Annotated in this window: 15 protein-coding genes; all 15 read left to right on the forward strand. The window is 67.9% G+C overall.

The window, feature by feature from the left end; genetic code table 11:
• A partial coding sequence (locus tag JWP60_RS14310) for a DUF4115 domain-containing protein (protein ID WP_299792456.1) occupies positions 1-361 on the forward strand: 361 nt, incomplete at its 5' end.
• Complete coding sequence (gene ispG, locus JWP60_RS14315; RefSeq protein ID WP_299792459.1) at positions 361-1,656, forward strand: flavodoxin-dependent (E)-4-hydroxy-3-methylbut-2-enyl-diphosphate synthase; 1,296 nt, start codon at positions 361-363, stop codon at positions 1,654-1,656. The genes JWP60_RS14310 and ispG, both read left to right, overlap by 1 nt.
• Before the next feature lie 65 nt (positions 1,657-1,721).
• Positions 1,722-3,041: a histidine--tRNA ligase gene (hisS, locus tag JWP60_RS14320; protein ID WP_299792462.1), complete on the forward strand. Its 1,320-nt coding sequence runs from the start codon at positions 1,722-1,724 to the stop codon at positions 3,039-3,041.
• Positions 3,042-3,217: 176 nt separating this feature from the next.
• On the forward strand, positions 3,218-3,895 hold the full coding sequence (locus JWP60_RS14325; protein ID WP_299792465.1) for a tetratricopeptide repeat protein: 678 nt from the start codon (positions 3,218-3,220) through the stop codon (positions 3,893-3,895).
• Positions 3,892-5,049: an outer membrane protein assembly factor BamB gene (bamB, locus tag JWP60_RS14330; protein ID WP_299792468.1), complete on the forward strand. Its 1,158-nt coding sequence runs from the start codon at positions 3,892-3,894 to the stop codon at positions 5,047-5,049. The genes JWP60_RS14325 and bamB overlap by 4 nt, the downstream gene beginning before the upstream one ends.
• A 19-nt stretch (positions 5,050-5,068) precedes the next feature.
• Entirely contained in the window at positions 5,069-6,409 is a 1,341-nt protein-coding gene (gene der / locus JWP60_RS14335; protein WP_299792471.1) for a ribosome biogenesis GTPase Der, read from the forward strand.
• A gap of 234 nt (positions 6,410-6,643) precedes the next feature.
• The gene (gene hfq / locus JWP60_RS14340) at positions 6,644-6,892 is read left to right on the forward strand and encodes an RNA chaperone Hfq (RefSeq protein ID WP_299792474.1); all 249 of its coding nucleotides are present in this window, start codon (positions 6,644-6,646) and stop codon (positions 6,890-6,892) included.
• Between the two features lie 61 nt (positions 6,893-6,953).
• Positions 6,954-8,126, forward strand: coding sequence for a GTPase HflX (gene hflX / locus JWP60_RS14345; RefSeq protein ID WP_299792477.1), 1,173 nt, complete (start codon positions 6,954-6,956; stop codon positions 8,124-8,126).
• Between the two features lie 48 nt (positions 8,127-8,174).
• Complete coding sequence (gene hflK / locus JWP60_RS14350; protein WP_299792480.1) at positions 8,175-9,506, forward strand: FtsH protease activity modulator HflK; 1,332 nt, start codon at positions 8,175-8,177, stop codon at positions 9,504-9,506.
• The gene (locus JWP60_RS14355) at positions 9,506-10,426 is read left to right on the forward strand and encodes a protease modulator HflC (RefSeq protein ID WP_299792483.1); all 921 of its coding nucleotides are present in this window, start codon (positions 9,506-9,508) and stop codon (positions 10,424-10,426) included. The genes hflK and JWP60_RS14355 overlap by 1 nt, the downstream gene beginning before the upstream one ends.
• A 4-nt stretch (positions 10,427-10,430) precedes the next feature.
• Positions 10,431-10,622, forward strand: a complete 192-nt coding sequence (locus JWP60_RS14360; RefSeq protein ID WP_299792486.1) for a DUF2065 domain-containing protein — start codon at positions 10,431-10,433, stop codon at positions 10,620-10,622.
• Between the two features lie 247 nt (positions 10,623-10,869).
• Positions 10,870-12,033, forward strand: a complete 1,164-nt coding sequence (locus JWP60_RS14365) for an ATP phosphoribosyltransferase regulatory subunit (RefSeq protein ID WP_299792489.1) — start codon at positions 10,870-10,872, stop codon at positions 12,031-12,033.
• 32 nt (positions 12,034-12,065) lie between these two features.
• Positions 12,066-13,397 (forward strand): adenylosuccinate synthase, encoded by a 1,332-nt coding sequence (locus JWP60_RS14370; RefSeq protein WP_299792492.1) that lies wholly within the window; start codon positions 12,066-12,068, stop codon positions 13,395-13,397.
• 14 nt (positions 13,398-13,411) lie between these two features.
• Positions 13,412-13,936: a phosphoribosyltransferase gene (locus JWP60_RS14375; protein ID WP_299792495.1), complete on the forward strand. Its 525-nt coding sequence runs from the start codon at positions 13,412-13,414 to the stop codon at positions 13,934-13,936.
• Between the two features lie 221 nt (positions 13,937-14,157).
• On the forward strand, positions 14,158-14,756 hold a 599-nt coding region (locus JWP60_RS14380; protein WP_299792498.1), incomplete at its 3' end, for a DUF1028 domain-containing protein.

A 14,756-nucleotide genomic window follows, 5' to 3' on the forward strand; every position in this document is an offset into this window, starting at 1 on the left:
GGTGACGCCTGCGCCCGATGCCAGGGTGGCACCGGGTGCCAGCGTACCCGCCGGTGCCCCGCTCGCCGGCGCCGCCGTCGCTGCCGGTACGCCCGCCGCCGCGGCCTCCGGCCTGGTCGATTCGAACGCCGTGGTGGCTTTCCGCACCAGCGGGGACTCGTGGGTGCAGGTCACGGATGCGAGCGGCAAGGCCGTGTACCGCAAGCTGATGCAAGCGGGTGAAACGGCCAGCGCCTCCGGGGCGCTGCCCTTGTCCGTCACCGTCGGCAGCGCGGTGGCTACCCAGGTGCAGGTGCGCGGCCAGCCGTACGACCTGGCGCCAGTGACGCACGGCCACGTGGCCCGATTCCAGGTGAAGTAATGAATTCCGAAGCAAGCCTTCCGATCGCCCCCGCCGCACCGCGTGCGCGCCGCTCCGCCCAGGCCTCGGTGCGCTGGGGCGCGCGCGTGGTTACCGTGGGCGGCGACGCGCCGGTGCGGGTGCAGTCCATGACCAACACCGACACGGTCGATGCGATCGGCACCGCGATCCAGGTCAAGGAACTGGCGCTGGCCGGCAGCGAGCTGGTGCGCATCACGGTCAACACGCCCGAGGCGGCGCAGCAGGTGCCGTACATCCGCGAGCAGCTCGATCGCATGGGCGTCGACGTGCCGCTGATCGGCGACTTCCACTACAACGGCCATCGGCTGCTGACCGAGTTTCCCGACTGCGCGCAGGCGCTGTCCAAGTACCGCATCAACCCCGGCAACGTGGGCAAGGGCGACAAGAAGGACCGCCAGTTCGCCCAGATGATCGAGGCCGCCCTGAAGTGGGACAAGCCGGTGCGCATCGGCGTCAACTGGGGCAGCCTCGACCAGGAACTGCTCGCGCAGCTGATGGACGAAAATGCCCGCCGCGCCGTCCCGTGGGAGGGCCGGCAGGTGATGTACGAGGCGCTCATCACCTCGGCGATCCAGTCGGCGCGCCTGGCCGAGGAACTCGGCATGCGCCACGAGCAGGTGCTGCTCTCGTGCAAGGTGAGCGGTGTGCAGGACCTGATCGCGGTGTACCGCGAACTCGCGCGCCGCTGCGACTATCCGCTGCACCTGGGCCTGACCGAGGCCGGCATGGCCACCAAGGGCACCGTTGCTTCCTCGGTGGCGATGGGCATCCTGCTGCAGGAGGGTATCGGCGACACGATCCGCGTCTCGCTGACGCCGCAGCCGGGCGAGTCGCGCACGCAGGAGGTGGTGATCGCCGCCGAGATCCTGCAGGCGCTGGGCCTGCGCAGCTTCGTGCCGAGCGTCACGGCCTGCCCGGGCTGCGGCCGCACCACCAGCACTACCTTCCAGGAACTGGCCAAGCAGATCGACGACTACCTGCGCGCGCAGATGCCGGTCTGGCGCGTCAAGTACCCGGGTGTCGAGAAGATGAAGGTGGCCGTGATGGGTTGCATCGTCAACGGTCCGGGCGAAAGCAAGCACGCCGACATCGGCATCAGCCTGCCGGGCACCGGCGAAACGCCGGCGGCCCCCGTGTTCATCGATGGCCAGAAGGCACTGACGCTGCGCGGCGACAACATCGCCAACGAGTTTCATGCGCTGGTCGAGAACTACATCGAGAAGCGCTTCGGCGCGATGACGAACGACGCGGGCCTCGCCCTGCATGACGAATGACCAAGGGGCCGTTCGTCATTGGTCGTTGAGCGCGCAGCGCGAAGTCATTCGCATCAGAAGAAAACATGGCTGAAAAACTCAGTGCCGTCAAAGGCATGAACGACATCCTGCCGGCCTCGGTGCCGCGCACGGAGAAGCTGCCGGATTCCGGCCTGTGGCAGTGGTTCGACACCACGGTGCGCAGCGTGATGGCGCGCTACGGCTACCAGTACCTGCTGACGCCCATCGTCGAACCGACCGCGCTGTTCGTGCGCGGGCTGGGCGAGGTGACCGACATCGTCGAGAAGGAGATGTACTCCTTCGTCGACTCCATGAACGGCGACCGGCTCACGCTGCGGCCCGAGGCCACGGCGGGCATCGTGCGCGCCATGAACGAACACAACGCGCTGTACAACGGCCCGCTGCGCCTGTGGACCGTCGGCCCCATGTTCCGGCACGAGCGGCCGCAAAAAGGCCGCTACCGCCAGTTCCACCAGCTCGATGTCGAGGCGCTGGGCTGCGCCGGCCCCGATGTCGACGCCGAGATGATCCTGATGGCGCGCGCCCTCTGGCGCGAGCTGGGGCTGGTCGAGGGCGAGCACGTGCGCCTGGAGATCAACAGCCTGGGCCAGCCGCAGGAGCGACGCGCGCATCGCGAGGCGCTGGTCGGCTACTTCGAGCAGCACGCGGCGGTGCTGGATGCCGATGCGCAGCGGCGCCTGCAAAGCAATCCGCTGCGCATCCTGGACAGCAAGAATCCCGAGATGCAGGCGCTGATCGAAGACGCGCCCCAGCTGCTGGACTTCCTGGGCGAGGCCTCGCTGGCGCACTTCGATGCGGTCAAGGCCACGCTCGCTGCGGTCGGCCTCGGGTACCGCGTCAATCCGCGCCTGGTGCGCGGCATGGACTACTACAACCTCACGGTGTTCGAGTGGGTGACCGACCAGCTCGGCTCGCAAGGCACGGTGTGCGGCGGCGGCCGCTACGACGGTCTGATCGAGCAGCTCGGTGGCAAGCCGGCGCCGGCCGTGGGCTTCGGCCTGGGCATCGAGCGCCTGCTGCTGCTGCTGCAGGAGCTCAAGCTGCCGGTGCCCGATGCCGCGCCCGATGCCTACGCGATCGTGCCGGCCGGCGCACCGCTGCCGCGCGTGATCGCCACGCTGGAGGCCCTGCGCGCGCAAGGAGTGCGAGTGCTGCAACATGCCGGCGGCCGCGACGGCGCCGGCAGCATGAAGTCGCAGTTCAAGCGGGCGGATGCCAGTGGCGCGCGCTTCGCGCTGGTGTTCGGGCCGGACGAACTGGCGCAGGGGCAGCTGACCGTGAAGACCTTGCGCGGCGATGGTGGGGGGGCACAGGAGTTGCGCTCGCTCGCTGACGCCGCCTCGTGGGCGGCTTCGCTGCGCTGAATGACAGGATGGCCGCGGCGCAAAGCATGTCATTGCGGGCTTGACCCGCAATCCAGCCCCGCGCCTTGGCCACGCACATGGATCCCGGGTCAAGCCCGGGATGACATCCTTTGGGAAAGCCTGGGGATGCCGCCGACACCGTCACCTACAATCCCGCCCTTGACCTGAGCAACACCATGGCACGACATCTCGACCTAGAAGAACAGGAACAGCTTGACGAGCTCAAGCATTTCTGGAACCAGTACGGGAACCTGATCTCCTGGTTCCTGATCGCCGTGCTCGGCGCCTTTGCCCTGTGGAACGGCTGGCAGTATTGGCAGCGCACGCAAGGCGCGCGCGCCTCGACGCTGTACGACGAGGTCGAACGCGCCGCGATCGCGGGCGACACCGGCCGCGTCGAACAGGCCGTGAAGGACATGCGCGACCGCTACGGCCGCACTGCCTACACGCAACAGGCCGCGCTGCTGGCGGCCAAGGTGCTGGCCGACAAGGGCAAGACCGACGCTGCGAAGTCCGACCTGCAATGGGTGGCCAGCGAAGGCCACGACGACGGCTACAAGGCGGTGGCGAAGCTGCGCCTGGCCGGCATGCTGATGGATGCCAAGGCCTATGACGACGCGCTCAAGCAGCTGTCGTCCGGCCTGCCCAGGGAATTCGACGGCCTGGCGGCCGACCGCCGTGGCGACATCTACAACCTGCAGGGCAAGAAGGACCAGGCGAAGGACGAATACACCAAGGCCTGGAAGGCCTTGCCGCCCGAGTCGGAGTATCGGCCGCTGCTGGAGGTGAAGCTCACCGCTCTCGGCTTCGACGTGCAGACGCTCAAGAGCGCGCCGGAGACCGCCAAGTCATGAGGATGATGAAAACCTCGCGCACCTTGCGTCTCCTGGCCCTCGCTCTCGCCGCTGGCGTGCTGGCGGGCTGCTCCCTGCTGCCCGAACGCTTCGGCGGCACGGTGGAAAAACCCAAGCCCGCGGAACTGCAGGCCAATCCCAACCTGATCGGCGTGCGCCAGGCCTGGACCGCGAAGATCGGCAAGGTCGATTTCCCCCTGGTGGTCGCCGTCAGCGGCAACGTCGCGGCCGTGGCTGCCAGTGACGGCACGATCACCGCCTTCGACGCGACCAGTGGCCGCGAAGAGTGGCGTGGCAACGCCGGCGCGCCGCTGGCCGCGGGCGTCGGCTTCGACGGCAGCACCGCCGCCGTGATCACGCGCAACAACGACCTGGTCGCTTTCGTCAGCGGCAAGGAAGTGTGGCGGCAAAAGCTCGGTGCCCTTTCGTACACGCCGCCGCTGGTAGCCGGCGCGCGCGTGTTCGTGCTGGGCGGCGACCGCTCGGTGACCGCCTATGACGGCGGCACCGGCCGGCGCCTGTGGAACCAGCAGCGCACCGGCGAGCCGCTGGTGCTGCGCCAGGCGGGCGTGCTGCTCGCCGTGGGCGACACCTTGGTGGTGGGGCAGGGCGGCCGGCTCGCGGGCCTGAATCCCTTGAACGGAACCTCCCGCTGGGATGCCGCCGTGGCCACCGCCCGTGGCATCAACGACGTCGAGCGACTGGTCGACCTGGTCGGCCGCGTCAGCCGGGTCGGCGACAACATCTGCGCGCGTGCCTTCCAGGCCGCCGTGGGCTGCGTCGATGCCAGCCGCGGCCAGCTGCTGTGGACGCAGCGCGCCAACGGCGGCGAGGGCGTGACGGGCGACGGCACCAACGTCTTCGGCACCGAGAGCGACGGCCGCGTGGTCTCCTGGAAGCGCGCCGACGGCCAGCGCGCCTGGAGCACCGACAGCCTGCTGCATCGCGGCGTCGGCACCCCGCTGGCCCTGGGCCGCTCGGTGATCGTGGGCGACGAATTCGGTTTCGTGCACCTGCTCAATCGCGAAGACGGCACGCTGCTCAATCGGCTGGCCACCGACGGCTCGCCCATCGCCGCGGCGCCCGCCGCTGCCGGCAACACGCTGGTCGTCGTCACGCACAACGGCAGCATCTACGGCTTCGTGCCGCAGTAAGCAACAGGAAAGCGCAAGCATGAAGCCGGTGATGGCCCTGGTGGGCCGCCCGAACGTCGGGAAGTCGACGCTGTTCAACCGGCTCACCAAGTCGCGCGACGCGATCGTCGCGGACTTCGCGGGCCTGACGCGCGACCGCCATTACGGCAACGCGCAGCAGGGCCGCTACGAGTTCATCGTGATCGACACCGGCGGCTTCGAGCCGGATGCCGAGTCGGGCATCTACAAGGAGATGGCCAAGCAGACGCAGCAGGCGGTGGCCGAAGCGGACGTGGTTGTGTTCGTCGTCGATGCCCGCGCCGGCGTCTCGACGCACGACCACGACATCGCCAAGTACCTGCGGCGCCTGGGCAAGCCCACGGTGCTGGCCGCCAACAAGGCGGAAGGCATGACCGAGGGCGCGCAGCTGGCCGAGTTCTACGAGCTGGGCCTGGGCGACGTGCACGGCGTCTCCGCGGCCCACGGACAGGGCATCCGCGACCTGGTGGAGCTGGCCTTCGAGCCGCTCAACCTGCCGGAGGACGACGAGTCGGCCGCCGACCAGGAAAGCGGCATCATCAAGCTGGCGGTGGCCGGCCGGCCCAACGTGGGCAAGTCGACGCTGATCAACGCGTGGCTGGGCGAAGAGCGGCTGGTCGCCTTCGACCTGCCCGGGACCACGCGTGACGCGATCTCGGTGCCCTTCGAGCGCAGCGGCCAGAAGTTCGAGCTGGTCGACACGGCCGGCCTGCGCCGCAGGGGCAAGGTGTTCGAGGCGATCGAGAAGTTCTCGGTGGTCAAGACCCTGCAGGCCATCGAGTCGGCCAACGTCGTCCTGCTGCTGCTGGACGCGAGCCAGGGCGTGACCGACCAGGATGCGCACATCGCCGGCTACATCCTCGAGTCCGGGCGCGCCGTGGTGCTGGCCGTCAACAAGTGGGACGCGATCGACGAGTACAACCGCGAGCTGGTGCGGCGGCAGATCGAGGTGCGGCTGCCGTTCCTGAAGTTCGCCGACCTGCACTTCATCTCGGCGAAGAAGCGCCAGGGGCTCGGCCCGGTGTGGCAGTCCATCACCAACTCCTACAAGTCGGCGATGGTGAAGATGTCCACCCCGGTGCTCACCCGCCTGGTGCACGAGGCCGTGGAGTTCCAGGCGCCCAAGCGCTCGGGCATGTTCCGGCCCAAGCTGCGTTATGCGCACCAGGGCGGCATGAACCCGCCGGTGATCGTGGTCCACGGCAATTCGCTGGAACACGTGACCGATGCCTACAAGCGTTTCCTGGAAGGGCGCTTCCGCAAGGAATTCAAGCTCGTGGGCACGCCGCTGCGCATCGAGATGCGCACGTCGAAGAATCCGTACGCGGAGGACAAGGATTGACGCGGCTCGGGGCGGATATCGTGTCATTGCGGGCTCGACCCGCAATCCATGCGGCGCTCGATCGCGCCGCGTGGATGCCGGCTCAAGGCCGGGATGACATCGGCGCTTCATCCTTTCGGACCAGGTCCTTGTATTCCATCCAAACGGCTGCAACTGGGCAGCCACGGTAGCCCGCCGGCGCGGTCTGCTGTGGTAAGGTGCAAGTTCCAACAACGCCGGAACACGGAGAATATCGTGAGCAATAAAGGGCAGCTGCTGCAAGACCCCTTCCTGAACACCCTGCGGCGAGAGCACGTGCCGGTGTCCATCTACCTGGTCAACGGCATCAAGCTGCAAGGGCAGATCGAGTCCTTCGACCAGTACGTCGTGCTGCTGCGCAATACCGTCACCCAGATGGTCTACAAGCACGCGATCTCCACCATCGTCCCGGGCCGCGCCGTGAACTTCTCGGCTGCCGAACCCGGGGAAGGCGCCGCCACCTGAAGCTGCCGCGCATCCTTACCCGCTTGCGCGGGCCGTTCCGTCGTTTCTCCTGGTTGCCGGTTTGACCGCATCGCCCGAACGCCCGGCCGCCACCACCATCCTGGTGGGGGTGGACCTGGGACTCCCCAATTTCGACGCCGAGCTCGAGGAACTGGGCCAGCTGGCCCAGACCGCGGGCATGGAGCCGGTCGCCCGCGTCGCGTGCAAGCGCAAGGCGCCGGACGCCGCGCTGTTCGTCGGCCGCGGCAAGGCCGACGAGATCAAGGAACTGGCCGAGGCCACCGGTGCTTCCGAGGTGCTGTTCGACCAGTCGCTCAGCCCCGCGCAGCAGCGCAACCTCGAACGCCATCTCGGCCTGCCGGTCAACGACCGCACGCTGCTCATCCTGGAAATCTTCGCCCAGCGCGCCCGCAGTCACGAGGGCAAGCTGCAGGTCGAACTCGCCCGCCTGCAATACCTCAGCACGCGGCTGGTGCGGCGCTGGTCGCACCTGGAGCGGCAGACCGGCGGCGCCGGCGTGCGCGGCGGCCCGGGCGAAAAGCAGATCGAGCTCGATCGGCGGATGATCGACGAGTCGATCAAGCGCACCCGCGAGCGGCTCGAGAAGGTGAAGAAGCAGCGCGCCACCCAGCGGCGGCAGCGCGAGCGGCGCGAGACCTTCAACATCTCGATCGTCGGCTACACCAACGCCGGCAAGTCGACGCTGTTCAATGCGCTGGTGAAGGCCCGCGCGTATGCGGCCAACCAGCTGTTCGCGACGCTCGACACGACAACCCGATCGCTGTTCCTGCAGGACCAGGAGGGCGCCAGCGGCACCACCGGCCGCTCGGTGTCGCTGTCCGATACGGTGGGTTTCATCCGCGACCTGCCGCACGGGCTGATCGCTGCCTTCCAGGCCACGCTGCAGGAAGCGGCCGATGCCGACTTGCTGCTGCACGTGGTCGACGCGGCCAATCCGCACTACCGCGAGCAGATCGCCGAAGTGCAGCGGGTGCTGGACGAAATCGGCGCCGGCGGCGTGCCGCAGCTGCTGGTGTTCAACAAGATCGATGCGCTCGAGCCTTCGCAGCGCCCGCGCTCGGAGGTGGATGCCTTCGAGCTCGATGGGGTGCAGGTGCCGCGCGTCTTCGTCAGCAGCGCCAGCGGCGAGGGCCTGCCCGCCCTGCGCCGCGAGCTGGTGCGCATCGTCGGCGCCGCGCACGCCACGCCCGCCATGGACCCAGGCTCGGCCTGAGTCGGGCCGATTGGGCACAATGCGGGCGAACCGAAAGAAATCGAACGAATGAACCTTCTTTTCCGCAGCCTGTCCCCCTCCGGGCTGAGAGGCCGCCTCCGGGGGATGTTCAACCTGAACGACCCGCGCTGGGGCCGCGGCGAGGACAAGAACGACGGCCACCGTTCCGAGGGCAAGGGCCCGAACCAGGGGCCGCCGGACCTGGACGAGCTGTGGCGCGACTTCAATCGCAAGCTCGGTGGCCTGTTCGGCGGCCGGCGCACGGGCGGTGGCAATGGCGGCTACGGCGGCGGCGGCAACTTCCAGCCCGACATGAAGAGTGCGGGCGTGGGCGCCGGCCTGATCGCCATCGTCGTGGTCGTGATCTGGATGGGCACCGGCATCTTCATCGTGCAGGAAGGCCAGCAGGCGGTCATCACGCGCTTCGGCAAGTACAGCGCCACCGTCGGCGCCGGCTTCAACTGGCGGCTTCCGTATCCGATCGAACGGCATGAGGTGGTCTACGTCACGCAGATCCGCTCGGTCGACGTCGGCCGCGACGCCGTGGTGCGCGCCACCGGGCTGAAGGAGTCGGCGATGCTGACCGAGGACGAGAACATCGTCGAGATCAAGTTCGCCGTGCAATATCGCCTGAACGACGCGCGTGCCTGGCTGTTCGAGAGCAAGGACCCGCAGGAGGCGGTGGTGCAGGCCGCCGAGACGGCGGTGCGCGAGGTGGTCGGCAAGATGCGCATGGACATGGCGCTCGCCGACGAGCGCGACCAGATCGGCCCGCGCGTGCGCGCCCTGATGCAGAGCATCCTCGACCGCTACAAGATCGGCGCCGAGGTGGTGGGCATCAACCTGCAGCAAGGCGGCGTGCGCCCGCCCGAGCAGGTGCAGTCGGCCTTCGACGACGTGTTGCGCGCCGCGCAGGAGCGCGAGCGCGCCAAGAACGAAGCCCAGGCCTATGCCAACGACGTGATCCCGCGGGCCACCGGCGCCGCCTCGCGCCTGGCGCAGGAGGCCGATGGCTACAAGGCGCGGATCGTTGCGCAGGCAACGGGCGACGCCGACCGCTTCAAGCTGCTGCTCACCGAATACCAGCGCGCGCCGCAGGTGACGCGCGACCGCCTCTACATCGACGCCATGCAGCAGATCTACGGCAGCGTCACCAAGGTGATGGTCGAATCACGGCAGGGCGGCATGCTGTTCCTGCCCCTGGACAAGATCATCCAGCAGGTCGCCAATGGCGGCGCCGCTGCGCCGGCCCCGGCGCCGACGTTGGAAGCTTCGCCGCCGGCAAGCTCGCCCTCGACGCCGCTGTCCTCCTCCACTTCTTCTTCGAGCGATGCCCGCACGCGCGACAACGGCCGCAGCCGCGACCGGGAGTCAAGGTAATGAACCGCATCGGATTGATCGTCACCACGCTGCTGCTGGCGCTTTTGCTGCTCAGCTCCATGCTCTTCGTCGTCGACCAGCGCCAGTTCGGCGTGGTCAAGTCCTTCGGCCAGGTCAAGGAAGTGATCAGCGAGCCCGGCCTGAAATTCAAGCTGCCGCCGCCGCTGCAAAGCGTGAGCTACATCGACAAGCGCCTGCTGACGCTCGACAGCGTCGACACCGAGCCGATGCTGACCGCCGAGAAGCAGCGCGTGGTGATCGACTGGTACGTGCGCTGGCGCGTCACCGACCCGCTCGCCTACATCCGCAACGTGGGCCTCGACGAGGCCGCCGGCAACAACCAGCTCAATCGCGTGGTGCGCAACGCCTTCCAGGAAGAGGTCAACCGCTTCACCGTGCGCGAGCTGCTGTCCATCAAGCGCGAGCAGCTGATGGCCGATGTGAAGCGCGAGGTGCTCGGCGTGGTCAAGGGCGCCAAGCCCTGGGGCGTGGACGTGGTCGATGTGCGCGTGACCCGTGCCGACTATGTCGAGGCGATCACCGAGTCGGTCTATCGCCGCATGGAGGCCGAGCGCAAGCGGGTGGCCAACGAGCTGCGTTCCACCGGCGCTGCCGAGGGCGAGAAGATCCGGGCCGACGCCGACCGCCAGCGCGAGGTGACGGTGGCCAATGCCTACCGCGACGCGCAGAAGGTCAAGGGCGAGGGCGATGCGCAGGCCGCCGCGATCTATGGCGAGTCGTTCGGGCGCGATCCGCAGTTCGCCCAGTTCTATCGCAGCCTCGAGGCCTACAAGTCCACCTTCAACAAGAAGAGCGACGTGCTGGTGGTGGACCCGCAGGGCACCGAATTCTTCCGCACCTTCCGCAATGGCGGCAGCGCTGCCCCGGCGCCGGCCCCGGCCGCCGGCGCGCGCCGCTAGCGCCTTGGAGAGCAACCTGTTCTGGTCCGCACTGGCCCTGATGCTGGTGTTCGAAGGCCTGTTCCCCTTCCTCTCCCCGGGACGCTGGCGCCAGACCTTCCTGAAGCTGCTGCAGTTGCGCGACGGCCAACTGCGCTTCTTCGGCCTCACGTGCATCGTGATCGGGTTGATCACGCTTTGGCTGCTGTCTTCCTGAGGCGAACGGGAGCGGGTTGCTCGTTCGAGCAAATTTGAACGCAGAAGGCGCGGAACAAGGAACCAAACACGCAGAAGGGCAAGCCGGAATTCGGACTTGAAATCTTCTGCGTGTTCTGTTTTTCCTTTTGCGTCTTCTGCGTTCAAAAACGCGTCGTACAGGCATGGCGCCGTCCTCCAACGGCCACTGACTCGACCATATCGCCACGCCCGGTAGAATCACGGTTTTAACAGCGTCCATTTTTCCAATGTCCGCCTGGGTCCTGCCGGATCACATCGCCGATGTGTTGCCTTCCGAGGCGCGGCATATCGAAGAACTGCGCCGCGAATTGCTGGATACCGCCCGGAGCTACGGCTACGAGCTGGTGATGCCGCCCATGCTGGAGCACCTCGAGTCGCTGCTCACGGGCACCGGCGAGGCCCTCGACCTGCAGACCTTCAAGCTCGTCGACCAGCTGTCCGGCCGCATGCTCGGACTGCGCGCGGACACCACGCCGCAGGTCGCCCGCATCGACGCGCACCTGCTCAATCGCCAGGGCGTCGCGCGCCTGTGCTACTGCGGGCCGGTGCTGCACACGCGGCCCGATCGCCCGCATGCCACCCGCGAGCCGCTGCAGTTCGGCGCCGAGATCTACGGCCACGCCGGCCTCGAGGCGGATCTCGAGGCACTGCTGCTGGCGCTCGATTGCCTGAAGGCCACCAAGGTCGGACCGCTCACCGTGGACCTGGCCGATGCCCGCATCGTGCGCTCCCTGTTGTCCGGCCTGGGCCTCACGCCCGATCGCATCGCGCTCCTGCACGCTGCACTCGCGGCGAAGGACGCGACCGAGCTCGCTTCGCTCACCAGGGACCTGCCGGCCGCCACGCAAGGCCACCTGCAGGCGCTGATCGGCCTCTACGGCGATCGGCAGGTGCTGGCCGAGGCGGCCGAGGCGCTGCCCCGCACGCCGGTGATCCAGCAATCGCTGGAACACCTGCAGTGGCTGGCCGGGCACGTCGAGGGCGCGCGTCTTTCCTTCGACCTCGCCGACCTGCGCGGCTACGCGTACTACAGCGGCGCGCGCTTTGGCATCTACACACCCGGCGTCAGCGATGCGCTGGTGCGCGGCGGCCGCTACGACGAAGTCGGCGCGGTGTTCGGCCGCAACCGGCCGGCGGTGGGCTTCAGCCTCGACGTGCGCGAACTGGTCGGCGTCGCTGCGAAGCGCCCGCTGAAGGCCGCGATCCGCGCGCCGTGGCTGGATGCCGGCCCGGAGGTCGCCGATCTGCGCGCGGCGATCGCCACACTGCGCCGGGAAGGCGAGACCGTGGTCTGCATGCTGCCGGGCCACGAAAGCGAAGTGGACGAATTCCACTGCGACCGCGAACTGGCGCGCGATGCCGCCGGCCGCTGGGCCGTGCGCGCCCTCTGATCCCCATTCATTTTTTTCGCGAAGAGCAAGTCATGACGAAGACGAAGGGCCGCAACGTGGTCGTGGTCGGCACCCAGTGGGGCGACGAAGGCAAGGGCAAGCTGGTCGACTGGCTGACCGAAATGGCCCAGGGCGTGGTGCGCTTCCAGGGCGGCCACAACGCCGGCCACACGCTCGTGATCAACGGCGTGAAGACCGCGCTGCACCTGATTCCGAGCGGCATCATGCGTCCGGGCGTGAAGTGCTACATCGGCAACGGCGTCGTGCTGTCCCCGGCCAAGCTGCTGGAAGAGATCGAGGGCCTGGAAAAGGCCGGCGTCGAAGTGCGCTCGCGGCTGCGCATCAGCGAGGCCTGCCCGCTGATCCTGCCTTTCCATGCCGCACTGGATATCGCGCGCGAGAGCAGGCGCGAGGCGGAGGGCACGGAGAAGATCGGCACCACCGGCCGCGGCATCGGCCCGGCCTACGAGGACAAGATCGCGCGCCGCGCGCTGCGCGTGCAGGACCTGAAGGACCCCGAGCGCTTCGCAGCCAAGCTGCGCGAACTGCTGGACCTGCACAACTTCATGCTCACGCAATACCTGCACGCGCAGCCGCTCGATTACCAGCAGGTGTTGGACGAGGCGCTGCGCCACGGCGAGATCATCCGCCCGATGATGGCCGACGTCTCGCGCGAGCTGAACGAGGCGCACCTGCACGGCGACAACCTGCTGTTCGAAGGCGCGCAAGGCACGCTGCTGGACGTGGACCACGGCACCTATCCCTACGTGACCTCCAGCAATTGCGTGGCGGGCAACGCCTCCGCCGGCGCGGGCGTCGGCCCGGGCCTGCTGCACTACATCCTGGGCATCACCAAGGCCTATTGCACCCGCGTCGGCGGCGGCCCGTTCCCGACGGAGCTCGATTGGCAGACGCCCGGCACCGTGGGCTACCACCTGTCCACGGTGGGCGCCGAGAAGGGCGTCACCACCGGGCGCTCGCGCCGCTGCGGCTGGTTCGATGCCGCGCTCCTGAAGCGCAGCGCGCAGGTCAACGGCCTCACCGGCCTGTGCATCACCAAGCTCGATGTGCTCGATGGCATCAAGGAGCTGCAGTTGTGCACCGGCTACGAGCTCGATGGCCAGCACGTCGATATCCTGCCGATGGGCGCGGACGAGATCTCGCGTTGCAAGCCGCTGTACGAGACCATGCCGGGGTGGAGCGAATCGACCGTGGGCGTGACGCAGTACGAGCAACTGCCGGTGAACGCGCGCCTGTACCTGCAGCGCATCGAGCAGGTGACCGGCGTGCCGGTCGATATCATTTCCACCAGCCCCGATCGCGATCACACGATCATGATGCGGCATCCCTACCTGGCGGACTGAGCAAGGAACCCCCGATGTTGACGGAAGACGGCAAGCACCTGTATGTCAGTTACGACGAGTACCACAACCTCTGCGAGAAGCTGGCGATCCGGATCCACCAGAGCGGCTGGCAGTTCGACACCATCCTGTGCCTGGCCCGCGGCGGCATGCGCCCCGGCGACATCCTCTCGCGCATCTTCGACAAGCCCCTGGCGATCATGTCCACGAGTTCGTACCGTGCCGACGCCGGCACGATCCAGGGCCACCTCGACATCGCGCGCTACATCACCACGCCCAAGGGCGAGATCGCCGGCAAGGTGCTGCTGGTGGACGATCTGGCCGATTCCGGCAAGACCCTGCACGCCGTGATCGACATGCTGCGCAACAACTATCAGCCGATCAGCGAGCTGCGCAGCGCGGTGATCTGGACCAAGGGCCTGTCGACGTTCCAGCCCGATTACTCGGTCGAATTCCTGCCGACCAATCCGTGGATCCACCAGCCCTTCGAGGGCTACGACGGCATGGGTGCGCACAAGTTGCTGGAGAAGTGGAAGATCTGAATCGCCGCTTCGCTTGCCAGCGAAACTGTCATGGCGGAGCGAGTCCGCGATGAAAACCGGCCGGCCCGACAACGGTCGGCGCTGCCCGTAGCTCGAACCTTCGAACAGGTCCTTTCTGCAGGCCGACTTGCCGTCTCGGCATGCTAGCATCGGGCCGGTTTCTTGCTTCAAGGTCGCCAGTGGGCGGATGGCCCGGAAACCTTGAACATGAGGATGGTGCGATGACGTGGTCGATCCTGGCACGGGACGAAGATGGAACTTTTGGCGTGGCGATCGCCAGCCGCTTTTTCGCCGTTGGCGCGCTGTGCATCCACACCCGCCGGGCTGTCGGCGCGCTCAGCACCCAGGCCTTGATGAATCCCCTCTACGGTCCCGCGGGCATCGCACAACTCGCTGCCGGCCAGTCGGCGGAGCAGGTCGTCCACGCATTGACCGGGGCCGACGACGGGCGCGACCAGCGCCAGCTCCACGTGCTGCCTGCGAGTGGCAAGGGCGCGGCCCACACCGGCTCCGCCTGCGTCGACTGGTGTGGCCATCTGCTTTTTCCCGATTTCAGCGTCGCCGGCAACATGCTGGCGGGGCCGGCGGTCATCGAATCGACCGCGCAAGCGTTTCGCGACTCCGCCGGACGCCCGCTGGCTGAACGGCTGCTCGCGGCCATGGCTGCCGGCGAGGCGGCCGGGGGCGACAAGCGCGGCAAGCAGGCCGCCGCGCTGCGCATCCACGGCGACGAGGAGTATCCGCAGCTGGACCTGCGGGTCGACGATCATGAGGAGCCGATCGTGGAACTCGCCCGTCTCTACCGGAAAAGCCTGGAGCG

The organism is Ramlibacter sp., from assembly GCF_028291745.1.
GTDB lineage: Bacteria > Pseudomonadota > Gammaproteobacteria > Burkholderiales > Burkholderiaceae_C > Ramlibacter.

What these genes read in the sequence shown, in the direction of transcription:
- ispG (WP_299792459.1), top strand. Translation starts at nt 361, where the DNA reads ATGAATTCCGAAGCAAGCCTTCCGATCGCCCCCGCCGCACCGCGTGCG.
- hisS (WP_299792462.1), top strand. Translation starts at nt 1,722, where the DNA reads ATGGCTGAAAAACTCAGTGCCGTCAAAGGCATGAACGACATCCTGCCG.
- JWP60_RS14325 (WP_299792465.1), top strand. Translation starts at nt 3,218, where the DNA reads ATGGCACGACATCTCGACCTAGAAGAACAGGAACAGCTTGACGAGCTC.
- bamB (WP_299792468.1), top strand. Translation starts at nt 3,892, where the DNA reads ATGAGGATGATGAAAACCTCGCGCACCTTGCGTCTCCTGGCCCTCGCT.
- der (WP_299792471.1), top strand. Translation starts at nt 5,069, where the DNA reads ATGAAGCCGGTGATGGCCCTGGTGGGCCGCCCGAACGTCGGGAAGTCG.
- hflK (WP_299792480.1), top strand. Translation starts at nt 8,175, where the DNA reads ATGAACCTTCTTTTCCGCAGCCTGTCCCCCTCCGGGCTGAGAGGCCGC.
- JWP60_RS14355 (WP_299792483.1), top strand. Translation starts at nt 9,506, where the DNA reads ATGAACCGCATCGGATTGATCGTCACCACGCTGCTGCTGGCGCTTTTG.
- JWP60_RS14365 (WP_299792489.1), top strand. Translation starts at nt 10,870, where the DNA reads ATGTCCGCCTGGGTCCTGCCGGATCACATCGCCGATGTGTTGCCTTCC.
- JWP60_RS14370 (WP_299792492.1), top strand. Translation starts at nt 12,066, where the DNA reads ATGACGAAGACGAAGGGCCGCAACGTGGTCGTGGTCGGCACCCAGTGG.
- JWP60_RS14375 (WP_299792495.1), top strand. Translation starts at nt 13,412, where the DNA reads ATGTTGACGGAAGACGGCAAGCACCTGTATGTCAGTTACGACGAGTAC.